Raw genomic sequence first — 21,115 nt, forward strand, 5'->3', positions numbered from 1 at the left:
TTTCTAGCGCTTTGTTCAAATAACTATCCTACTCCTGTTAGCAGGCCAGCCGGGACGGCACAGCTGTTCAATCTCAAAAGCCAAGAAAACTCACAGCTAAGGGCTTCGGCCCAAGAAAACTAGAGGGTAAGACCGACTAGGCAAAAGACTGCCCAGAACAAAAGCGGCCCCCACGATAATCGTGGGGGCCGCCCTTACACTCAGCGCGAATCTAGGACTCGCTGTGAGCTAGGAACGTGTCAGCACAGGGGCTTAGGCGTCGCCACCGGCGGTACCTGAGGTGCCTGCATTGATGTTGTTCAGGTCGTACTTCTCGAAGGCCTTAGCAGGTGCATCAGCGGGGACCTCGCCTCGCTTAGCCAGCATCTGCAGGGTACGGACGACGATGGACTCGGCGTCGATCTTGAAGAAGCGGCGGGCACCGGCGCGGGTGTCTGAGAAGCCGAAGCCGTCTGCACCCAGGGTCGCGAATTCGTTGGGAACGAACTGGCGGATGCCGTCCATCAGGTCGGTCTGGTAGTCAGACACGGCAACGATGGGGCCGGTTGCACCCTCAAGCTGCTGGGCAACGAAGGGGGTGCGGGGGGTGGCGGACGGGTTGGTCAGCAGCTCGCGCTCGGCGGCAAGGCCGTCGCGGCGCAGGTTGGTCCATGAGGTAACTGACCAGACGTCTGCTGAGACGCCCCAGTCCTCGGCCAGAATCTGCTGTGCCTTTTCAGCCCAGGGAACTGCAACGCCTGAGGCCAGAAGCTGGGCGCGGGGGCCGTCATTCTTTGCCTCGTGCAGGCGGTAGATACCGCCGAGCAGGCCGTCAACGTCGAGGTTTTCGGGTTCAGCGGGGTGCTGAATGGGCTCGTTGTAGACGGTGATGTAGTACATGACGTTGTGGTCTTCGTCCTTGTCACCGTACATGTGCTCGATACCGCGCTTGACGATGTGGCCGATTTCGTAACCGTAGGCGGGGTCGTAGTGAATCACTGCGGGGTTGGTGCCAGCCAGAATCGGTGAGTGGCCGTCTGCGTGCTGCAGGCCTTCACCGGTAAGGGTGGTGCGGCCGGCGGTTGCGCCCATGATGAAGCCACGGGTCATCTGGTCAGCTGCTGCCCAGAAGGCATCGCCGGTGCGCTGGAAGCCGAACATCGAGTAGAAGATGTAGACGGGGATCATGGGTTCGCCGTGGGTGTCGTAGGAGGAGCCTACGGCGGTGAAGGCAGCGGTACCGCCGGCCTCGTTGATGCCCACGTGAATAATCTTGCCCTCGGGTGATTCCTTGTAGGCCAGCATGAGCTCACGGTCAACAGCCAGGTAGTTCTGGCCGTTGGGGTTGTAAATCTTGGCGGTGGGGAAGTAGGAGTCCATGCCGAAGGTTCGGGCCTCATCGGGGATGATGGGCACGATGCGGTGGCCGAAGTCCTTCTCACGCATGAGGTCCTTGAGCAGACGCACGAAGGTCATGGTGGTAGCAGCCATCTGCTTACCGGTACCCTTGAATGCACCCTTGTAGGCCTTGTCTGAGGGCAGGGTAATCTTGGGCTGAACGTTCTTGCGGGAGGGAACGAAACCGCCCAGTTCCTCACGGCGGGCCATGAGGTACTTGTACTCTTCGGAGTCCTTACCGGGGTGGTAGTAGGGCGGGTTGTAGAGGTCCTTCTCCAGCTCTTCATCGGAGATGGGGATACGCAGGTGGTCGCGGAACTGCTTCAGGTCTTCCATCGACAGCTTCTTCATCTGGTGGGTGGCGTTGCGGGCCTCGAAGGAGGCGCCCAGGCCGTAACCCTTAACAGACTGAGCAAGGACGACGGTGGGCTGACCCTTGTGCTCGACAGCTGCCTTGAAGGCTGAGTAAACCTTCTGGTAGTCGTGAGCGCCGCGCTTCATAGCCCAGATTTCGTCGTCGGTCATGTCCGCAACGAGTTCCTTGGTCTCAGGGGTCTGGCCAAAGAAGTGCTCGCGGATGAAGCCGCCGGACTCAGCCTTGTAGGTCTGGTAGTCGCCGTCGCGGGTTTCGTTCATGATGCGGACGAGCTCGCCGGACTTGTCCTTCTCGAGCAGGGAGTCCCATTCGCGGCCCCAGAGGACCTTGATGACATTCCAGCCTGCGCCGCGGAAGAAGGCTTCAAGTTCCTGAACAATCTTGCCGTTACCGCGGACGGGGCCGTCCAGGCGCTGCAGGTTGCAGTTGACCACGAAGGTGAGGTTATCGAGCTTGTCGTTAGCAGCCAGCTGCAGGGCGCCGCGTGACTCGGGCTCGTCCATTTCGCCATCGCCCAGGAAGGCCCAGACGTGCTGGTCTGAGGTGTCCTTGATACCGCGGTTGTGCAGGTACTTGTTGAACTGTGCCTGGTGGATGGCGTTCAGGGGACCAAGACCCATGGATACCGTGGGGAACTGCCAGAAGTCAGGCAGGTTACGGGGGTGGGGGTAGGAGGGCAGGTGAGTGCCCTGCTTGGTCTTTTCCTGGCGGAAGCCGTCGAGCTGCTCTTCGGTGATGCGACCTTCCAGGAAGGCGCGGGCGTAGTTACCGGGGGAGGAGTGGCCCTGGAAGAAAATCTGGTCGCCACCACCGGGGTGGTTGCGGCCACGGAAGAAGTGGTTGAAACCTACCTCGTAGAGGGTAGCGACACCAGCGTAGGAGGAAATGTGGCCACCGACGCCGATGGTTGCCTTCTGTGCTCGCTGAACCATCATGGCAGCGTTCCAGCGGAGCATAGCGCGGTAGCGGCGCTCAATCTGTTCGTCGCCGGGGTATTCGGGTTCCTGGTCGACAGGAATGGTGTTGACGTAGTCAGTGGTGGTCACCATGGGTACGGTGATCGACTTCTGGCCTGCGCGCTGCATGAGCGAGCGCACGATGAACTGTGCACGTTCGGTGCCGTGGGCTTCTACCAGGTCGTCGAAAGACTCAATCCACTCGCTGGTCTCTTCGGGATCAATGTCGGTGAAGCTGTTGGTCAGTGCACTCAAAACGTGATCGTTCGTTTCTGAGGGTCCCACTAGTCAACCTCTCTTTGTTGTAGGGGTATGTGTTCACCTGTGGCAGCGTATGTGCCCGGTGAGCCTTGGGTGTATGCCTTGCGCGGCCGGTGGGCAGGCGCTAAGACAACTTCTCTTCTATGTTGTCACAAATTGCCGGTTTTAAGGTTGTGGTTTCAGGGGTTTGGGGGTGTGAAATAGCCGTCACTTGCCCCTACTTTTTCTGAGGGTGAAATTAGCTGGCCTATTTTGGTCGTGTTCTGTTGATTTGGGGGCATGAAGCGTGTTCAGTAGGAACTAAAGGCATGCCCGGTCTCGTTTACTTTCGTATTGGAAGCGGTGAAGGTGGGTGTGCGGGGCTTTGTTGAATTGCTAGCCCGCCATTGTCATTTGAATCTTGGAGGACGTACGTGAGCGCCACCGGTGCTACTAAAGAGACTGTTGGTCAGAAGTTGGGACTGCCTGCTGGCAGCCTGATGCAGGAGTTTGGCTACGATGAGGACGTCGACTTCGACCTGCGCGATGCTCTGGAGGATTTTCTGGAAACAGAGCTTCTTGATGAGGATGACCAAGAAGTTGTCGATGGCATCCTGCTGTGGTGGCGTGCTGAGGACGGCGATTTGGTTGACGGGCTCATGGATGTATTGGCAACTCTCGATGATGGGGGAGTCGTTTGGCTTCTGACTCCAAAAAATGGTCGTGAAGGGCATATTCCACCGGTGGAGATTCAAGAAGCTGCCCCGCTGGCGGGCCTGCATGTGACTACATCTGAGTCTCTCGCCCAAGACTGGGCTGCTTTCCGCCTGGTGATGAAGCAAGGGAAATAGGAATGAGGGCCTTCTGTCTCGTGAGACAGGGGCCCTTTTTGGCAGATTTTGGCGCTGGAAGGGGCTGTGTAGAAAAAAGTTAATAATTTTTTTAAAAAAAATATAACCCCATGTCAAGATGGACTTTTCTGATATTTGTCTGTTGAAAACGGTCAGAAAATCGGGTCTTTTTGCGCTTCGGGGGAGTTTTTCGATTTGCGCAGCTGTTTTGACCTGCGTAGAGTATTACATGTCGCCGCGAGAGATAACGCGGAAGAGACAGCAAGGGTCTTTAGCTCAGCTGGTAGAGCGCCACGTTTACACCGTGGATGTCATCGGTTCGATCCCGGTAGGACCCACCGGTAAGCCCCACACTCCGGTGTGGGGCTTTTTGCTGCCCGGTCCCTCTTCTCATGCAAGAAGTCTTTGGAAGGGGAACTGTAGGCGCATATGGGGGGCGCACCTCACCCCAGTTCTTCCCTTTCGGTACGCGAATTCTAGGTAAACTATTAATCTCATTCATCGCACCGCACACATTCATTGGAGGAATCCACATGCCGACCTCACGTCGTACCCTGCTACAGGGTACTGCCTGGGCCGCGCCCGCCGTCCTTGCAACTACCGCTATCCCTGCCTACGCTGCGTCCACTCCAACGGTGAACGCTACCGGCTTTGGCGAAGTATTTGAGTTCCAATCTGCAAACAGTACAGACCCTGCCTCCTTTACCGGTACTACTAACCGAGGCGGCCAGGGTGGTTTCGACCTCTATACCACTGATGGAAGCACTGCAAGCGTCAGTATCGCTTCACTGACCTATGTCATTCTGATTCCTAAAAATACTCTTTATAAAATCGACGGCCTGGAGCATAACTACCAGGTATCTGCACGAGAGTGGAGCCCCTTCAGCTCCTATAGCGGATCTACCGTAACTTTAGCTGACGGTACTACGCTCTCATCAGATAACTACCTGATTTACAGCTCTACCCGCACCGTCACCGATTTGAGCGATATTTCAATTGCCGGTAAAGACTCAACTCCGATTGATGGAACTGCAATCTCGACTAATATCGCTGGCCAATTCACAGATGGAGGTAACGCTATGATTCCCAGCGAGATTACTGGCCTCTACACCGGCTACATCGCGACTTACTCAGTCAACGGCGCAGCTAGCACTACCTCGTCTACCGTTGCACCTTCAACTAAGACTTCCTAAGGGCAATTTTTACAACCCACATTAAAGAGGGAAGAGCTCCACGCCGGGCTCTTCCCTTTTTCTGTCCGCTACCAGACCGTACAGTATTCTTTGAGGGATAACTGCCGAGCCAATAATCTCGATACATAAACGCCTACGAGGAGTAGCCCTTTGATGAACAGAAACTTTAAGCCTCGAAACTTTACCGCAGTCTTCTTGTCCGTAACCTGGCTACTCATCTCTATCTTCTTCCTCACTCAAGGAACTATGGTGACCCTATGGTCGATTTTTGCGTGTGTGGCTCTGGTTATCGGGGCTGCGGCAGTGTGGGTGCTGTTTACCGATACCTACGATTCCTAAAAAACCCATGATCCCTACTGCTCTCCCATAATGTGAGAGTTTGCTTCATCTCACCCGGCCCTGAAGCATAAATAGAGCAGACCAGCGTAGGCTTAAGGCATGACTGAAAACAATACTGCTCGTAAGGCGCAAATTGGTGTAACCGGCCTGGCTGTCATGGGTGCAAACCTGGCCCGCAACCTGGCCCGTAACGGCTACACCGTAGCCCTGCACAATCGTTCCGTTGAAAAAACCGATGCCCTGCTTGAAGCCCACGGCGATGAAGGTGACTTCATCCGCACCGAGACCCTGCAGGAACTGGTCGACTCTCTCGAAGCTCCCCGCCGCATCCTGATTATGGTGAAGGCAGGCGGCCCCGTCGACGCCGTCATTGAACAGCTCGAACCCCTGCTCGATGAAGGCGACGTCATCATCGACGGCGGTAACTCCCACTTCCCCGACACCATCCGCCGCGAACGTGCCCTGGCCGAAAAGGGTCTGCACTTCGTCGGTATCGGTGTTTCCGGTGGCGAAGAAGGCGCCCTCAACGGCCCCTCCATCATGCCCGGTGGCTCCGCTAAGTCCTACGAATCCCTCGGCCCCCTGCTCGAAAAAATCTCAGCTAAGGCCCCCAACGGCGACCCCTGCTGCGCCTGGATCTCAACCGATGGCGCTGGCCACTTCGTCAAGATGGTCCACAACGGCATTGAGTACGCCGACATGCAGGTCATCGGTGAAGCCTACGACCTGCTCCGCACTGTTGCCGGGGTAGAGCCTGCTGAACAGGCCGAAATCTTCAAGCAGTGGAACACCACCGACCTGAACTCCTACCTGATCGAAATCACCGCTGAGGTCCTGGCCCAGGTCGATGCTAAGACCGGTAAGCCCCTGGTTGACGTGATCGTCGATGAGGCTGGCCAGAAGGGCACCGGCCGCTGGACTGTCCAGGCAGCCCTTGACCTAGGCGCCCCTGTTTCCGGCATTGCTGAGTCAGTCTTCGCCCGCGCCCTGTCTTCTAGCAACTCTGATGCCCGCAAACAGGCCCAGGAAGAGCTACCCGCAGGCCTGATCGCAACCACCGCCGTTGCTAACGGCGACGAAGAGTTTATTGAGGACGTCCGCAAGGCCCTGTTTGCCTCCAAGCTGGTTTCCTACGCCCAGGGTCTCGACATGCTGGCTAAGGCCGGCGACGAGTACGGCTGGGACCTTAAGCTCGACGTCATCGCAGGTCTCTGGCGTGCAGGCTGCATTATCCGTGCAGAACTGCTGGGCGAAATCATGAACGCCTACAAGGACGAAACCCCCGCCAACATGCTGCTGGCCCCCGGCTTCAAGAAGCTCATGGAAGAACTCGTTCCTTCCTGGCGTCGCGTGGTTGCTAAGGCAACCGCCGAGGGCGTGCCCGTCCCCGTCTTTGCGTCCTCCCTGAGCTACTACGACGGCCTGCGCCGCAAGCGCCTGCCCGCCGCCCTGATCCAGGGCCAGCGTGACTTCTTCGGTGCCCACACCTACGGTCGAATCGACTCAGAGGGCATGTGGCACACCGAGTGGAGCGGCGACCGCAGCGAAATCAACGCTGAGGACTCCCACACCCACTAGTCGCTCCCAAGGATGACGCATAGGTGCCCCGTCTGCTCGCACAGTCGGGGCACACCCATATTTAGCTGAAACTTTCACATTGATTACCGGGTACACTGGTAGCCAGCACCCGCATCATTGAAGGAGCCCCCGTGATAAAAATGCCGGTATCTAAGGACCGCCTCGTAGCTTTTTTCGATAGCGATCAAGGACTTCCCCTCCGCTACGCTTACGGTATCGTAGTGAACAACTTCATCCGCTACTTGCGGTTTGCCGCCCGGCAAAACGGAAAGGGGCTGGCCCCCTATAGCGCAGAATTCAACAGAGACGTCACAATCGTCGCCAAGACTTTTTCACGTCCTAAAGCCATGAACCGTCTGCTTTCGTCGATTCGGGAGGCAACCTTTACCGGAAAGGTCCTGGTAGCAGATGATTCACAGAAGCACTGGTCAACTCGTGACCCACAGGTTGAAGTACTGCAGTTACCCTTCAATGTGGGTATATCTGTTGGTCGCAATAGGGCACTAGAAAAGGTGACGACACCCTATGTCTTAATTACAGACGATGATTTAGTATTCACACGGCTCACCAACTGGCAAAAGGCCTACGATTATCTAGAAGCTCACCCTGACGTTGATGGTGTGGCCGCTACCTTGGTTGAAGTACCTACTTTCAAAACCCATATTCACGGCCCTAGCCATTTGTCTCTATACCATGGAGCCGATACCCCAATATATGAAGCTGGTCATAATCTATACGGACTTCCAGTTCGAGTCAAAGTACCCAATATTTTTATAGCGCGTGCTGATTCAATACGATCTATCGGGGGCTGGGACGAAGAGCTTCGGATTTATGAACATAGTGATTTCTTTTCGCGGGCTAGCGGGAAATTGGTTTTTGTTCAGGATCCCGGGATTTTGGTTTATCACGGGCGAACACCGTGGTTAAAGACCTATAACAAATTTCGCAGTGACGGTACAGCGTCCCGACGTGTCCTTTCTCGTAAGTGGGGATCACAAGGAAATCGCCAAGTCTAGCTATCCATCGCAGTTAGCACCGGCACACATCAAAAGCCCTTTCACCGTTTTATAGATGTGAAAGGGCATTTTGCTGCGTAGAGGTGAACTTTATCCAGTGAATTATATCCACATGGTCGGGTCCACATATTCGACGGCGTCGACCAGGGGTTTTTTGTTGTCGGGGGTGCGCGGACGCGAGCGGGCAGGGATGCCGGTAATGATGGAGTCCTCGGGATGGTCGTGCACCACCACGGAGTTGCCTCCGATTGCCGAGTCTGCGCCGATGCGTACCGGCCCCAGCACCTTAGCTCCTGCACCGATTGTTACCCGGTCACCAATGGTGGGGTGGCGCTTGCCCTTTTCAAGGGAACGCCCACCCAGGGTAACCCCGTGATACAGCATGACGTCCTCACCGATTTCGGCGGTCTCACCAATCACCACCCCCATGCCGTGGTCGATGAAGAAGCGGCGGCCAATGGTGGCACCGGGGTGAATCTCAACCCCCGTCATGAAGCGGGCAAACTGGCTGAGGGTGCGGGCTAATGTACGGGTAGAGTCCTTCTGCCACAGTTTATGGGCCAGCCTGTGAGCCCAGATGGCGTGCATACCCGAGTAGTTAATCATGATTTCCACATCACCGCGGGCTGCGGGGTCGTGTGCTTTGACGGTGTCTAAGTCTTCACGCAGGCGCGCTCGGAAACTCATGGTTCTCCTCACAATCTAGGCAGGGGAGCGCGGCGGGCGCTCTTGCTGAACTCTACAACAGTCACGGCTAGAACGATATTCCGTCTCACCCACAATATTTACGTCAAGCTGAGGGCGGGCGTCCGCGCATGCCACCAGACATAGACACGCGGGCACCCCGCTGCCAACCAGCGGGGTGCCCGAGATTATCACGGAGCTAAATGTTTAGCCGCGGATATCTTCGTAGAGCAGGGTGGAGATGTAGCGCTCACCGAAGTCGGGAACAACAGCGACAATCAGCTTGCCGGCGTTCTCGCTCTTCTTAGCTTCTTCCAGGGCAGCCCAGACGGCTGCACCGGAGGAGATACCGCCCAGGATGCCCTCTTCGGTACCCAGCTTACGGGCGGTGGCAACGGCGTCGTCGATAGCAACGTCGGTGACGGCGTCGTAGATGTCGCGGTCGAGGGTATCGGGTACGAAGTTAGCGCCCAGGCCCTGGATCTTGTGGGGGCCAGCCTTACCCTCGGTCAGCAGGGGGGAGTCCTTGGGCTCGACTGCAATAACCTTGATGTTAGGGTTCTGCTCCTTGAGGTACTTGCCGGTACCAGAGACGGTACCGCCGGTGCCAACGCCAGCTACGAAGATATCAATCTTGCCTTCGGTGGCTTCCCAGACCTCGGGGCCGGTGGTGTTGTAGTGAATCTCGGGGTTAGCTTCGTTGGAGAACTGGGAGGCCAGAATAGCGTTCTCGGTGGAGGCTACGATTTCCTTGGCCTTTTCAACAGCACCGCGCATACCCTCAGAACCGGGGGTCAGCACGATTTCAGCACCGTAGGCGCGCAGCATGACGCGACGCTCGTTGCTCATGGTTTCGGGCATGGTCAGAATGACCTTGTAGCCGCGGGCAGCGCCCACCATAGCCAGGGCGATACCGGTGTTGCCTGAGGTACCTTCAACGATGGTGCCGCCGGGCTTGAGGGCGCCGGACTTCTCAGCGGCGTCGATGATAGCTACACCGATGCGGTCCTTGACGGAGTTGGCGGGGTTGTAGAATTCCAGCTTGACTGCGACGTTGCCGGGCAGATCAGCATCCAGGCGGTTGAGGCGGACGATGGGAGTGCGGCCGACAACTTCGGTGATATTGTTGTACATCTTTGACACGAGTGTACCTTTCAGGTGGAAGCGATGAATGGTTCGCCCTCTAGTTTACGAAACAAAGGGGGAGGGCTTAACTTCTAAGAAACCTGGCGTAATGTTGCCTAGCCTTAGCCAGCTTGGGATTGATGACGGCCATGCAGTACCCCTGGTAGGGGTTAAGGGCGTAGTAGTTCTGGTGGTAGTCCTCAGCCTCATAGAAGGCGCCCAGGGGTTCTACCACCGTTACGATGGGCTGGTCCCACAGCTGAGAGGCCCGCTGAATGGCGGCCTCGAAGAGGGCCTTTTGCTCCTCGTTCTCGTAGTAGAGGGCCGAGCGGTACTGGGGGCCGGCGTCCGCCCCCTGCCTATCCCAGCTGGTGGGGTCGTGCGAGGTGAAGAAGATATCGAGCACGGTTTCGGCGGGAATGACGGTCTCGTCAAACTCCACCTTGACGACCTCGACGTGGCCGGTGGTACCCGAACACACCTCGCGGTAGGTGGGGTTCTCAACGTGCCCACCGGTGTAGCCGCTGATACTGGCGGTAATTCCTTCAAACTGACGATATACGGCGTCGATGCACCAGAAGCATCCGCCGCCTACAACAAAACTTTGCATACTTTGGGTAACCGTAGGCTCCCCAGTCTTATTCCCGCCCCGGCGCTCATGACACAATAGGGGCATGACTGAACTTTCAACTCCCACCCTGAACGATGTAACCCGGGCCTTCCACGATATTTTCCCGCCCACTCTTGCCGAGAAGTGGGACGCTGCTGGTCTGGTGGTCGGGCGCGCTGATGCCCCCGTCACCACCGTTGGTTTCGCGGTGGACGCCACTGTGGCAACTGCCCGCGAGGCTGCAGAAAAAGGCGCGGGCCTGCTCATTACTCACCACCCCCTGCTGCTGCGCGGGGCGTCCTTCCTGCCCGATACCGACTACAAGGGCGAAATCGTGCACACCCTCATTGAGGCTGGCTGCGGCCTGCTGGGCGCCCACACCAACGTGGACTCGGCCCCGCACGGCACCAACGAGGTCTTCATGAGCAAGCTGGGCATCACCGACACCGAGATTCTGGCCGAGGAAGAGACTGTACAGATTGAGGGGGCGGACGTTCGTGTCGGCATCGGGCGTGTCGGAAGTCTGCCTGCCCCTGTCACCCTCAAGGAACTGGCGGAAAAAATTGCTGACTTCCTGCCAGCAACCGCCGGTGGCCTGCGCATCGCAGGCCGGCCCGATCAGAAGGTTCAAAAAATTGCCCTCTGCACCGGGGCTGGCGATTCCCTCTTTGGCGATGCCCGCGCATCGGGTGCGGACGTCTACATCACCGCCGACCTGCGCCACCACCCGGCTTCAGAAGCCCGCGAGCAGGCCCTCATCAGCGGCGACACCCCGGCCCTGATCGACTGCTCCCACTACGCCAGCGAATGGCTCTGGATGGACGGGGCCGCCCGCCTTATCACCGAAAAACTGGAGGAGCGAGGCTTTACTATCGACACCTACGTCTCGACCCTCAACACCGACCCCTGGGACTTCACTGTCTCCACCGGGCAGGTCGCAGGCTCAGCCTCCACCCGCTAGGAGCCGTACTCCCTCACCAGAAGAGTCAGGGTACCCGGCTTCTTCTCGGTGGGGGAGAGCAGCTCCACCTCAAAATCGGGGGCAAGCGCCTCTGCCAGCTCACCGGCGTCCTCAATCTCGGTCAGATTCTCCTGCACCAGGTAGCGGCCCAGCAGGCCCCGGTAATGCTTAGCCATATGCGAGACCACCTTGCGGCTCCCGTCAGCCGCCACCCTCTCCACCCGAACCAACAGATGACGCTGCGGGGCAGGCATCCACGCCTTTGCATAGGCAGCAGAGCGGCCATCCACCACCAACTGATCCCCGGCCAACTCATCCAAGGGGCGTTTGAGCTCGCCCTTCCAAAACTTAGCCAGATCCCCAATCTCACCCAGCTTCGTGCCCATCGACAGCCGGTAGGCCGGAATCATATCGGTAAGACCCACCGCACCCCAGGCCGCAGATATCACCACAACAGCCCTATCAGCCCGCGCCCGCGCGTCCGCCCCCAAAGAACCGTACCCAAAAGCCTCAAACAAAACCCCCGAATACACCTCGGACGCAGGCGCCGCCGGCTCCGACCACAACCGAGTATTCCGCTCAACCTCAGCCAGCAAGGACGGACCCACCTTCAACAGCTGCCCCGCATCGGGCAAACCGCTCACCCGCACCAACTCATCCACCACGGTCTCGCGAGCCCCCGTCAACTCAGGAGCCAACAACTCACCCAACTCAACCCCGGAACCAGATGTGGCAGGAGTCTTACCCTCAGACGGCGGAAACAAAATCAACATACCCACCAGTGTAGTAAAGTAGAACCCCAGAACGGGACGCCCAGGCAATCGCGCAGCGCACAAACGCTTCGAGGAAAGTCCGGGCTCCACAGCACAGGGTGGTCGATAACGTCGACTCAGGGTAACCTGCAGGCCAGTGCCACAGAAAACAAACCGCCCCACCACGGGGTAAGGGTGAAAAGGTGAGGTAAAAGCTCACCAGTACCGCAGGCGACTGCGGTAGCTCGGTAAACCCCACCCGGAGCAAGGCCAAACAGGGCGCGCTAGTAACCAGTGCGGTGAAGCGCCCGGGTAGGCTGCTTGAACCCGCCGGCAACGACGGGTCTAGATGGATGATTGCCGCCTGCCCTCGGGTAGGTACAGAACCCGGCTTATCGGGCGTCCCGTTCTCTCAACAGACTTTGCTCTAGTTGGCGCTTTCGGCCTTCCAGACGCGCCTTGCCGACAACCGCTCTTGCTGGCTCGCAGAGCTCGCTCAGCAATTCACCGCCAGCCCCGATCCACGTCGGCATTCGGCGCGTCTTTCCAGGCCTCAGCTCGACTCCGTCCCGTTCTTTACTCCCCGTGACCAAAGGGGTCGGGGTCGACGCCCGGCATCCAGGTGTTACCTTCGGCAGTCCAGCCCTCAGCTTTAACAACCTTCTTGTACTTCTTGGTGTACTTGGCGTTCAGCCGATTCACGTAGAGCTTGCCATCCAAGTGGTCAGTCTCGTGCTGCATGACGCGGGCAAACCAGCCGGTCGCCTCAAACTTCAGCGGATTACCCTCACCATCAAACCCGTTGACCGTGACCCAGTCAGCGCGCTTGAGCGGGAAAGAATAACCGGGGAAGGACAGGCAGCCCTCAACCTCATCGTAGGGGTCAGGGTCAGCCGTTGAAATCTTGCCCAGAGTCAGCACGGGGTTAACCACCACGCCCAGCGGGGGCACGCCGTCCTCATTCTCAAACTTATAGGTGAACAGGCGCAGGCCCACACCCACCTGGGGGGCCGCCAGGCCCACACCGTTCGAGACTTCCTGGGTCTCGTACATATCGTCGATCAGCTTGCGCAGCTCATCATCAAAGGACGTCACCGGGGCAGCCGGGCGGTGCAAAACCGGGTTACCGTGAATAACAATGGGCAAAACAGTCATGACATAACCTCTCACGCGGGGTAAACAAAAAGGGCCGCTACGATAAAAACCGTAGCGACCCTTCTACTCGGGGTGATCGACGGGGGTTGAACCCGCGACCTCCTGGACCACAACCAGGCGCTCTGCCAACTGAGCTACGACCACCATGTTTACAAAAACTACCGTTTCTTTCACCGGCTTGTTTTGGCAACGGATACTAGCTTACACACAGTTTTGATTCCCCGCAAATCGAAAATGAGGTTATATGGGGTGACTGTGCTCACGAACTTTTGGGGCTGGGGGCCGGGCGGACGCTACCAGGCAACGGGCAGCGTCCGCACCGCCTGAACTCCTACGCAGGATTAATCTGCTGGCGGGTTGCCGCAACCTCCTGGGCAACCTTCTGGGCGGTTGCGCTATCGGGCCCGGGGGAGGGCACAAAAACCGTGCCGCGGTAGTAGCGCAGCTCGTCAATGGAATCCTGGATATCGCCCAGTGCCCGGTGGTTGCCGGTCTTCGCCGGGGCATTATAGGTGGCCTTCTCAAACCAGCGGCGGGAAAGCTCCTTGATGGTAGACACATCAATTACGCGGTAGTGCAGGTAGTCCACGAGCTCGGGCATGTCGCGCACCAAAAAAGTCTTATCGGTGCCCACAGAATTACCACCCAGCACAGCCTTGCGCGGCTCGGGGACCCACTGCTTCACATAATCCAGCACCAGCTGCTGGGCCTCAGCCATGGTAATGCCCTGATCCAGGTCGTCCAGCAAGCCGGATACCGTGTGCATGTTGCGCACAAAATCATCCATCTGCTCAAGGGCCTCGGGCTCGGGCTTAATGACGACATCCACGCCGTCACCCAAAATATTGAGATCCCCGTCAGTCACCAGCGCGGCGACCTCAATCAGGGCGTCCTTCTCAAGAGAGAGGCCGGTCATCTCACAATCAATCCATACAATACGTTCATTTGAAATAGACACAGAACCAATCTACCCCTTTAGGGGCCTAACCCACAGCAGATTTTCATAGAGCAGAAGGTCTAAGACCTGCCTGTGCCACTCAGCCGGCGGGTAAAATCAGGTGTACTCATTTGCTCGGCCAGGAGGACCATGAGCCCCAGAACAGCGCAAACCCATACCGCCAGCATCCCGGTGCACCGGTATAACCCCAAGACAGCTCACTATGTCTCGGGTAGCCCCCTTCGAACCCTCATCTTTGGAACCATCGGTTCTCTACTGGTGATGTTCGCATCCTTCGGCGTGGGCTGGCTCGCAGATGCCTCCCCCTTCCGCCGGGTGGACTGGATTATCCCGCTGCGCTACACGGCACCCGGACTGGTGACCTGCATCGCCCTACTCGTTGTGGGGTCGATGATGCTCTGCCGCGAATGGTTGCGCATGGTGCAGAAACTGCTCGTCTGGGACCAGCGTGCAAAACGCTGGGCAACCGCAGCCATTATCTGCTGGATGCTTCCCCAGCTTTTTGCTTTCCCCCTCTATAGCCGTGATGTCTTCTCCTACTTTGCCCAGGGGCGCGTCATGGCATCAGGGCTTAACCCCTACGAGTACGGGGTTTCTTCCGTCAATAACTTCTTCCAGTATGGTGCTGACCAGATGTGGTCCGAGTCAGCCCCGCCCTACGGCCCCGTCTTCCTGCTTATCGAAAAATGGGTAGCCCAAATCGCCGGTGATTCCGTAGATACCGCCCTCTATCTCTTTAGGCTGGTTGCCCTCATCGGAGTGGGGCTTATCGCCTACTACGTGCCTAAACTGGCGAGCCTCCACGGTATCAATGGCATACGAGCTAACTGGCTGGTGCTGGCCAACCCTCTCTTTATTGCCGCCTTCATCACCTCTTCCCATAATGACGCCCTGATGACCGGTCTGGTGCTGGCAGGTGTCTACCATGCGGCGGCCCGCCGCGATACCGTCGGTGGCCTGCTGGGAATTACCCTGGTGACCGCGGCGGTGGCCGTCAAGCCTATTGCCTTGGTCGCCCTACCCTTCATCGGGCTTTTCTGGGCCGGTAGGGGAGCCAGCTGGCTCCGCCGCTTTATTTTCTGGGCCATGACCCTGGCTATCTCTATGGCGGAGCTCTGGGTGCTTGGGGCCGTGACCGACCTGGGCTTTGGCTGGATTGGGGCCCTGGCTACCACCGGTGGCCAGTACATCTGGTTCACTCCCATCGGCTTCCTGGGGCTGCAAATCAACCAGATCCTGGTATCTATCACCGGCGATAATGTCCTGGCGAACTCGGTGCGCGACACCTTCTTCTCTCTAGGAAAGCTCGCGGGCATGCTGCTGGCCGTGGTTGTCATGTTCGTTGGCAAGGACGAAAACCTCATCCGCCGCACCGGTCTGGCTCTAGCTATGGTTGTGGTTTTTTCACCCATGTTGCAGTCCTGGTATCTGCTCTGGTTTATTCCGCTGTTTGTGGTTGCAGGCGTGCGTACCGACTGGCAGCTAGATTTCTATTTCCTGACAACTCTGTTCTTTGTCATGTACGGGGTCTCAGATCAGCTTGCCGTCTCGCCCTATCTCGATAATTTTGATCAGAATATGGGCCGCCTCATTGCGGCTGTGCTCAGCGTAGCCTATGCCTTCTGGCTGGTCTTCTTCGACCCGGCAACCCGCCGAGTACTCCGCCGCGGCCAGCGCTCGTCCCTCTACGAGGTGAGTATCTAGCTCCCAGATGAGAGTAAGAGCCTTCTAATCTCTTGGTCGGGGGTTCGACTCCCTCCTGGGGCGCTTAATATATCCCTCACTTGGTAAAACAGGTGGGGGATATTTTTATTATCAAGTGAAAAAGCAGTAAGTCATCTAGTGGTCATCTACTGCTTTCGAAAATTCCTTCACCTAGCATGGCTTGAGCTGGAGCCCCTGGTGTCGGGGTGGTGCGGTGGTTTCCCGCTTGCGGGCATAGAAAAGGAGCCCCCGACCCAGCTAAGGGTCAGGGGCGTTTCTTCTTTTAGAGGGCGTAGCGGGCGAGTCCTGCACCGCCGTCATTCACAGGGTCAGACTCGACCGAGGCCGGGTCAGGCTCCGCCGGGGCAGTCTCAGCCCGGCTGGCCTCATACTCGGCCAGCGCCTGAGCAATCACAGCCGGAATATCCGGCGTGCCCAGGGAAGCCGCCCGCTGGGTCGCAGACTCAACCAGCTCTTCCTTCTCCGCCTGCGTCAGGGTCATGGCGTCAGCCACCTGGGCTTGTAGCTCGCCCTTGCGGGAGGGCACCAGGTAGCCACCCAGGAAAGCCAGCCCGGCTGAAAGCACAGTGGTCAGCGCCGCAACGGTGGGCGCATCCCAGGCTAGCCCGAAGATAGCCACAATCAGGGTGGCGAGTGCACCGCCGATAGCTGAGCCTCCACCGGCTGCGGTGGTCACCTGCCCCACCGTGCGCTTATGGTTGGTGGTCTCGGGGGTGGGCTTTTCTTCTGCCACCAGGTCAGGGGTCGGGGTGTAAGTAGCCATTACTTTGCTCCTAGCTTGGTGCGATCAATTTCTTCACGGATCAGGGCGCGTAGCTGCTCTACGGTCACGCCCTGCACAGCGGTGGTGGAGACTGCGGCGGGCTTAGCCTCCAGCGCATCCAGGCGCTTACCCAGGGCAGTCACATTTTCATTCACCTTGGCGATGGATTTGCTGAGTTGAATCCAGGACTCGTCGGTCCAGCGTAGGACCGCGCCGAAGCTTGAGGTCTGGTCTTTATGAGGCCATGCCTTAGCCGCTTCGGGGCCTTCACGCCGGAAGGGAGCCTCAAAGACCTCCCGCAAGGCGGCTTTTACATCTTCTCTCGTTGCCATATCTAGCCAATCTTTCTGTGCTGGCGCGGTGGCTTGCCGCGCTTGGATAAAGGTAATGGGGTCGGTGCGCCCGTAGAAGCCGTTTGACCAGGCAAAAGGCTTGGGCAGAATCTCGAAGTGCAGGTGCGGGCCGGTGGTGTACCCAGTGTTGCCGGTCTTGCCGATTTCCTGGCCCCGGGTGACCCGGTCGCCCTTGTGCAGCTTGGTCTCACTGAGGTGTGCGGATATGGAGAGGTAGCCGCCGTGGTCGATGACGACGACAATCCCGGCGTCGGTGGCGATTCCTGTGTACCCGCCGCCTGTGAGGTACCAGCGGTCAGCCCACGACGTGGTGGGCAGGTTCTGCGCCCAGTCCTCAAAAAGCACCGTGCCGTCTGCAACGGCTTTTACGGGGGTGCCTACGGGGGTGGCCCAGTCCACGCCGGTGTGCCCGCCGCCCAGGTTGGTTGCGAGGGAACGTCCGCCGTTGAAAGCCTGGGTGAGGGTGTACCCGGTCACCGGGTAGACCATACCCGCCGTGGAGGGGGCGGGGGTAGCAGCGGCCGCGGGGGCGGGGGTAGCGCCTGGGCCCGCGTTCACCATAGCCACCAGCTGACCAATCTTGCCCGAATACGCACCCGGGCAGGCCGTAGGCGTCCAGTCCTTATGCTGGTAGACCATCAGGCTCTTACCGTAGGTCTTCTCAAGCCAGCGAATCAGCGAAGCCAAAGTCTGCATATCGGCGTCGGTCGCCCACGGGGCCATTTCGATACCGACCGTGGTGGCGTTACCTCGGGCTGAACCGGCATGCCAGGCCGCATTCACCGGCGAGACGATGCAGGCTACGCGGTTGCCTTGCACAATGAAGTGCGCGGAGGTATTGCCCCCGGCGCGGGAGAGATAGGCCGCCGAACCGTCAAAGGTCGGATTCAGCGCCGGGTCATTCCACCAATGGACAGTCACCCCGTCAATGGTGCGCGGTAGCCCGTACACGGCTGGCACTTGCGCGGCTGGGGTGAAATTCGGGGAAAACCAGGTCGTCTCATCAATGACCACCCCGTTATCAAGCACGGTCAAAGGGTCGCCTCCTTTCATTAAATGAGTGCGCCCCTCAGCCGATGGGGCCAAGGGGCTCGGGGTTTTTGGGTAAAGAAAAGACCCCGTTTAGGGGGTCTCAGGCTTCGGCGGTTCAAAGCAGGTCTGAATCACCGGGTGCGGGGGCGGGTCGATACCATGCTCACGCATGATACGGCGCAGCTCAGCAGCGTACTCGACCATAGCCCGCCGGTTGTGGGCCTCGCACTCTGCACGGTACTCAGCCTGCCGGGCTACACGCAGGGCAGCTCGGTTTTCTTCCTTCTCAGCAGCGACCTTGCCAGAACGCCAATCGAGAAAGCTCTTTACCAGCATGGTCCCTGCGCCACCGGCGCCGAAGAAGGCTAGGAGGAAGGGTAGGAAATCATTGGGCACATCCCTCACCTTCTTACTTGCCAGGGTCGGCGCGGGCCCACCGAATCGTGTAATAGCGCGCACCAAGGAAAAGCAGGATAGTCACGGAGCGCCATAGGCTAACCCAGCGCACGCCCGGGTCAGGGTCAAAGAGAGTCCAGAAGAGCTGCACCGTAGATGCGACCATCACGAAGAGGATGGCGGCCCTCTCGAACTGCCACAGCCCCCGCGGGGTAGAGGCCACCCCTACCAGGCCACCTGCCACCAAAGACCCATTGACCAGCAGGCGCGTCCATGTCTGGACCTGCTCGTCGTGCGGGTGCGGGGGCACCATAAGCCCCTGCACACCCTGAATCAGGAAAACCGCGTAGATAGCTAGGAAGAAGGCGGTGACGACGCGGGGTTCGGAAAGCATGAGCCAAAGCCGATTAAAAGCAATCATGTCGGTCTCTCCTTCCTACGCCGGTGTGCCGGGTAGCGTGGCAGGCCATGCGTCGGCGGTAGGCCACACCCCGCAAGCATGAGTGCGGTAAGCCTTGTCGAGAGTTTGCCCCGTCCAAAGGATGCCTCCGTTCGGCTGAATGCCGATATGCCCGTTTGTCGCGTCGCGTCCATGGAGCACGACTGACCCGCCCCAGGTGGGGCGGAAGCCATCTGGAATGCGCCCTCTAAAGTACCCCCACGACGTGCCCTGTACACTACTTGAGGCACTTTCTGGGATGGCCACTTGAAAGAATACGATGTCGTCACGACGCTTTATCGTAAAGATTGCCTCGGGTGGAAAATGAGATGTGGGTGCAATCTCCTCCTTAATATCGCGCCACCCGGTATCTTGGATTACCGCGTCTTTCCCAGCCTCACCCTGCGGGCCCTGCGGAACAGCCAAGGTGAGGGTGTAGTCAGGGGCTTCACCGCCGATATGGGCGGTAGCGGTAGCCCCGGGCGGTAGGGTCTGCACCTGTTCTACGCGTAGGGTCGGCGGGGGCGGGGATGTGCCGTCCTTACCGGGGTCGCCCTTCGGCGCGGGAAGCCTAGTCACAGCCCCATCAGTAAGGGCTATGACCAGCTCACCGTCCTCTAAAGTAATGGTGGAGATGCCCACGCCGTCCTGCCCGTCATCACCATCTTGGCCGTCAGTCCCCACGGGCGCGGGGATGCGCGATTCAGACCCGTCAGTCATGGCAAAGACCAGCTCGTCACCCTCCAGGGAGATCCCGGCAACGCCAGTGCCCGGCACGCCTTGGGGAACCGGGATGCGCGACTCGGTGCCGTCAGTGAGGGTGAATACCAGCTCCCCGCCCTCAGTGGTGATAGCGGCCAGGCCGACACCGTCCGCGCCGGTCTCACCCCGGGTCACATACTCGCCCGTGGAGTTGGGCACCGGCAGCACATCAGCCAGATTCACCGGGGCGCCGGCCACCAGCTCGAAGCTGAAAGGCTCCAGCCCCACAGCGCCGCCAGCGTGACGCAGCCGCGGGCATGCCTGCCACGTCCAGGTGGTCGGCTGGGTGGACTCATCAGGCACCTGTAAGGACGCGGTCACCCGGCCCTCGCTATCGAGCTGTACTGTGACCGGGGCAGGCAGCGTCACCGTCTGGGTATCGCGGGCAAAAGGAAAGGCCGGGGTGAAAATCACCGACCCACTCAAAGGACTACCATCCGGGGCGATGAAACGCCCCCAAACTTCCTCAAAAACAGCCATACTCTTTCACCCCCTACGCAATCTTGAAAAGACGCTTAGCATCAGCAACAGCCGCCAAAACCTCATCATCAGACAAAGCGCGCTGCCAGACCTTGAGCAGGCCATAATCCTCACGCACCGTCGATGAATACACATTCGTGCCCAGCCCATAAAGCACACCGCTACCAGGTTGAAGCGACAGCGCCGCCCCCGCACTAGCACCATTGACCCAGGCCTCCACACTGCCTGCCTGAAGGCGCAGCGCATAGACCGCAAGCTCAGCAGGCGGGCTCACCGAAAAAGTGGCCGTGGTGGCCCCGGCTACGGTCAGTCGGGATGTACCGCCACCGCCGATAGTCCAGCCGGGCACACGCACCTGCGCGGACTTGTTGGCTACCAGGGAGGCGACCACCAGTACGGTGCAGGCACCGGGCGGGGTCGGACCGCTAGCCGTCATAGCGGCACTACCCTGAGGGATAGACACCACCGGGGCGCTACCGTCGGTGAAAGTATTACCGGCTCCGCCGGTCAGCAGATTACGCCCACCAATCATATCCGGTACCACCTTCACATCAGCGGCTGAGCCACCGCGTAGGGTGTGAGCCAGCCAGAGGCTTGCCCCATCGTGGGGGCCGATAATCGGGGGCGTCCAGACCGCCGACGCGTCAAGAACCGGGGCACCTGTACTAATACCCTTAGCAGGGACCATGCTCATAATTATTTTCCTATCTCTGTAAAATGCCAACGGGTCATGGTGACCACCTCAATTTCCCCGGAGTCACGGCGGGCCTTGAGGCGGTCAAGGAAGCCCTCGATACCGGCGCGGGTCATACGCTGGGCAGCGCCGCCGCCCTCGATGTAGCAAGCGTGCAGGCCCAGGATGACGCTACCCCCGTTAGCTACAGCCTTATCAATGAGTTTTTCGCCGATACCACCAGGGGCGACACCGCCATCATTTCCAAAATCAAGCCATTGACGGCCTGCATTCATGCGCGGGGAGCCGTCCAGGGGGTGA

20 protein-coding genes, 3 tRNA genes and 1 other RNA gene are annotated in these 21,115 nt (G+C 58.9%); 9 read left to right on the forward strand and 15 right to left on the reverse strand.

Going from position 1 to position 21,115, the window contains the following annotated elements; genetic code table 11:
• Window positions 1–252: 252 nt before the first annotated feature.
• A complete protein-coding gene (gene aceE, locus L7A20_RS09875) occupies window positions 253–2,994 on the reverse strand; it encodes a pyruvate dehydrogenase (acetyl-transferring), homodimeric type (protein WP_237223328.1) in 2,742 nt (913 codons plus the stop codon).
• 389 nt (window positions 2,995–3,383) lie between these two features.
• On the opposite strand from aceE, the gene L7A20_RS09880 reads away from it, so the two are divergent.
• The 5 genes from L7A20_RS09880 to L7A20_RS09900 all read left to right on the forward strand — a co-directional run bounded on the left by L7A20_RS09880 (window position 3,384) and on the right by L7A20_RS09900 (window position 7,926).
• Window positions 3,384–3,800 (forward strand): DUF3052 domain-containing protein, encoded by a 417-nt coding sequence (locus L7A20_RS09880; protein ID WP_237223329.1) that lies wholly within the window; start codon window positions 3,384–3,386, stop codon window positions 3,798–3,800.
• 265 nt (window positions 3,801–4,065) lie between these two features.
• Window positions 4,066–4,138 (forward strand) — tRNA-Val (locus tag L7A20_RS09885).
• 195 nt (window positions 4,139–4,333) lie between these two features.
• Entirely contained in the window at window positions 4,334–4,993 is a 660-nt protein-coding gene (locus tag L7A20_RS09890; protein WP_237194094.1) for a hypothetical protein, read from the forward strand.
• Between the two features lie 438 nt (window positions 4,994–5,431).
• On the forward strand, window positions 5,432–6,910 hold the full coding sequence (gene gndA, locus L7A20_RS09895) for an NADP-dependent phosphogluconate dehydrogenase (RefSeq protein WP_237199700.1): 1,479 nt from the start codon (window positions 5,432–5,434) through the stop codon (window positions 6,908–6,910).
• Window positions 6,911–7,050: 140 nt separating this feature from the next.
• Complete coding sequence (locus L7A20_RS09900; protein ID WP_237206650.1) at window positions 7,051–7,926, forward strand: glycosyltransferase family 2 protein; 876 nt, start codon at window positions 7,051–7,053, stop codon at window positions 7,924–7,926.
• Window positions 7,927–8,028: 102 nt separating this feature from the next.
• Here L7A20_RS09900 and epsC read toward each other — a convergent pair whose 3' ends face one another.
• From epsC to msrA, 3 genes are all read right to left on the reverse strand, one after another.
• Window positions 8,029–8,613: a serine O-acetyltransferase EpsC gene (gene epsC, locus L7A20_RS09905; RefSeq protein ID WP_237206448.1), complete on the reverse strand. Its 585-nt coding sequence runs from the start codon at window positions 8,611–8,613 to the stop codon at window positions 8,029–8,031.
• Window positions 8,614–8,817: 204 nt separating this feature from the next.
• Entirely contained in the window at window positions 8,818–9,744 is a 927-nt protein-coding gene (cysK, locus tag L7A20_RS09910; protein WP_237206651.1) for a cysteine synthase A, read from the reverse strand.
• Between the two features lie 76 nt (window positions 9,745–9,820).
• Complete coding sequence (gene msrA / locus L7A20_RS09915; RefSeq protein WP_237206449.1) at window positions 9,821–10,345, reverse strand: peptide-methionine (S)-S-oxide reductase MsrA; 525 nt, start codon at window positions 10,343–10,345, stop codon at window positions 9,821–9,823.
• Between the two features lie 64 nt (window positions 10,346–10,409).
• Here msrA and L7A20_RS09920 point away from each other — a divergent pair, with 64 nt between their 5' ends.
• Window positions 10,410–11,306: a Nif3-like dinuclear metal center hexameric protein gene (locus L7A20_RS09920; RefSeq protein ID WP_237223331.1), complete on the forward strand. Its 897-nt coding sequence runs from the start codon at window positions 10,410–10,412 to the stop codon at window positions 11,304–11,306.
• On the opposite strand, the gene L7A20_RS09925 is transcribed toward L7A20_RS09920, so the two are convergent.
• Complete coding sequence (locus L7A20_RS09925; RefSeq protein WP_237223332.1) at window positions 11,303–12,079, reverse strand: YaaA family protein; 777 nt, start codon at window positions 12,077–12,079, stop codon at window positions 11,303–11,305. The genes L7A20_RS09920 and L7A20_RS09925 overlap by 4 nt on opposite strands.
• Before the next feature lie 32 nt (window positions 12,080–12,111).
• On the opposite strand from L7A20_RS09925, the gene rnpB reads away from it, so the two are divergent.
• Window positions 12,112–12,469, forward strand: an RNA gene (gene rnpB / locus L7A20_RS09930) — RNase P RNA component class A.
• A 165-nt stretch (window positions 12,470–12,634) separates the two neighbouring features.
• Here the strand turns inward: rnpB and def are convergent.
• The 3 genes from def to orn form a co-directional block, all read right to left on the reverse strand.
• Window positions 12,635–13,213 (reverse strand): peptide deformylase, encoded by a 579-nt coding sequence (gene def, locus L7A20_RS09935; protein ID WP_237194068.1) that lies wholly within the window; start codon window positions 13,211–13,213, stop codon window positions 12,635–12,637.
• A gap of 71 nt (window positions 13,214–13,284) precedes the next feature.
• Window positions 13,285–13,357 (reverse strand) — tRNA-His (locus tag L7A20_RS09940).
• A gap of 187 nt (window positions 13,358–13,544) precedes the next feature.
• Complete coding sequence (orn, locus tag L7A20_RS09945; RefSeq protein WP_237186121.1) at window positions 13,545–14,171, reverse strand: oligoribonuclease; 627 nt, start codon at window positions 14,169–14,171, stop codon at window positions 13,545–13,547.
• Window positions 14,172–14,300: 129 nt separating this feature from the next.
• Here orn and mptB point away from each other — a divergent pair, with 129 nt between their 5' ends.
• Both mptB and L7A20_RS09955 read left to right on the forward strand, forming a co-directional pair.
• Window positions 14,301–15,875, forward strand: coding sequence for a polyprenol phosphomannose-dependent alpha 1,6 mannosyltransferase MptB (gene mptB, locus L7A20_RS09950; protein ID WP_237223334.1), 1,575 nt, complete (start codon window positions 14,301–14,303; stop codon window positions 15,873–15,875).
• Window positions 15,874–15,935: transfer RNA gene (locus L7A20_RS09955), tRNA-Arg, on the forward strand. Before mptB ends, L7A20_RS09955 begins: the two co-directional genes overlap by 2 nt.
• A gap of 223 nt (window positions 15,936–16,158) precedes the next feature.
• Here L7A20_RS09955 and L7A20_RS09960 read toward each other — a convergent pair.
• From L7A20_RS09960 to L7A20_RS09990, 7 genes are all read right to left on the reverse strand, one after another.
• On the reverse strand, window positions 16,159–16,659 hold the full coding sequence (locus L7A20_RS09960) for a hypothetical protein (RefSeq protein WP_237223336.1): 501 nt from the start codon (window positions 16,657–16,659) through the stop codon (window positions 16,159–16,161).
• Window positions 16,659–18,041, reverse strand: a complete 1,383-nt coding sequence (locus L7A20_RS09965) for a peptidoglycan DD-metalloendopeptidase family protein (protein WP_237223359.1) — start codon at window positions 18,039–18,041, stop codon at window positions 16,659–16,661. The genes L7A20_RS09960 and L7A20_RS09965 overlap by 1 nt, the downstream gene beginning before the upstream one ends.
• A 93-nt stretch (window positions 18,042–18,134) precedes the next feature.
• Window positions 18,135–18,440 carry a hypothetical protein gene (locus L7A20_RS09970; RefSeq protein ID WP_237223337.1) on the reverse strand — a complete coding sequence of 102 codons (306 nt, stop codon included), beginning with the start codon at window positions 18,438–18,440 and terminating at the stop codon, window positions 18,135–18,137.
• Between the two features lie 13 nt (window positions 18,441–18,453).
• Entirely contained in the window at window positions 18,454–18,861 is a 408-nt protein-coding gene (locus L7A20_RS09975; protein ID WP_237223339.1) for a hypothetical protein, read from the reverse strand.
• 15 nt (window positions 18,862–18,876) lie between these two features.
• A complete protein-coding gene (locus tag L7A20_RS09980) occupies window positions 18,877–20,121 on the reverse strand; it encodes a hypothetical protein (RefSeq protein ID WP_237223341.1) in 1,245 nt (414 codons plus the stop codon).
• A gap of 13 nt (window positions 20,122–20,134) precedes the next feature.
• On the reverse strand, window positions 20,135–20,815 hold the full coding sequence (locus L7A20_RS09985; protein ID WP_237223342.1) for a hypothetical protein: 681 nt from the start codon (window positions 20,813–20,815) through the stop codon (window positions 20,135–20,137).
• A 2-nt stretch (window positions 20,816–20,817) separates the two neighbouring features.
• A partial coding sequence (locus tag L7A20_RS09990) for a hypothetical protein (RefSeq protein ID WP_237223344.1) occupies window positions 20,818–21,115 on the reverse strand: 298 nt, incomplete at its 5' end.

Origin of the sequence: Rothia nasimurium, assembly GCF_928381415.1 — a bacterium.
Taxonomy (GTDB): Bacteria; Actinomycetota; Actinomycetes; order Actinomycetales; family Micrococcaceae; genus Rothia; species Rothia nasimurium_H.

Bases quoted from the DNA above. Each gene is read 5' to 3' on its own strand.
- L7A20_RS09890 (WP_237194094.1), top strand. From the start codon at position 4,334: ATGCCGACCTCACGTCGTACCCTGCTACAGGGTACTGCCTGGGCCGCG.
- gndA (WP_237199700.1), top strand. From the start codon at position 5,432: ATGACTGAAAACAATACTGCTCGTAAGGCGCAAATTGGTGTAACCGGC.
- L7A20_RS09900 (WP_237206650.1), top strand. From the start codon at position 7,051: ATGCCGGTATCTAAGGACCGCCTCGTAGCTTTTTTCGATAGCGATCAA.
- epsC (WP_237206448.1), bottom strand. From the start codon at position 8,613: ATGAGTTTCCGAGCGCGCCTGCGTGAAGACTTAGACACCGTCAAAGCA.
- cysK (WP_237206651.1), bottom strand. From the start codon at position 9,744: ATGTACAACAATATCACCGAAGTTGTCGGCCGCACTCCCATCGTCCGC.
- msrA (WP_237206449.1), bottom strand. From the start codon at position 10,345: ATGCAAAGTTTTGTTGTAGGCGGCGGATGCTTCTGGTGCATCGACGCC.
- L7A20_RS09920 (WP_237223331.1), top strand. From the start codon at position 10,410: ATGACTGAACTTTCAACTCCCACCCTGAACGATGTAACCCGGGCCTTC.
- L7A20_RS09925 (WP_237223332.1), bottom strand. From the start codon at position 12,079: ATGTTGATTTTGTTTCCGCCGTCTGAGGGTAAGACTCCTGCCACATCT.
- def (WP_237194068.1), bottom strand. From the start codon at position 13,213: ATGACTGTTTTGCCCATTGTTATTCACGGTAACCCGGTTTTGCACCGC.
- mptB (WP_237223334.1), top strand. From the start codon at position 14,301: ATGAGCCCCAGAACAGCGCAAACCCATACCGCCAGCATCCCGGTGCAC.
- L7A20_RS09960 (WP_237223336.1), bottom strand. From the start codon at position 16,659: ATGGCTACTTACACCCCGACCCCTGACCTGGTGGCAGAAGAAAAGCCC.
- L7A20_RS09975 (WP_237223339.1), bottom strand. From the start codon at position 18,861: ATGATTGCTTTTAATCGGCTTTGGCTCATGCTTTCCGAACCCCGCGTC.
- L7A20_RS09980 (WP_237223341.1), bottom strand. From the start codon at position 20,121: ATGGCTGTTTTTGAGGAAGTTTGGGGGCGTTTCATCGCCCCGGATGGT.
- L7A20_RS09985 (WP_237223342.1), bottom strand. From the start codon at position 20,815: ATGAGCATGGTCCCTGCTAAGGGTATTAGTACAGGTGCCCCGGTTCTT.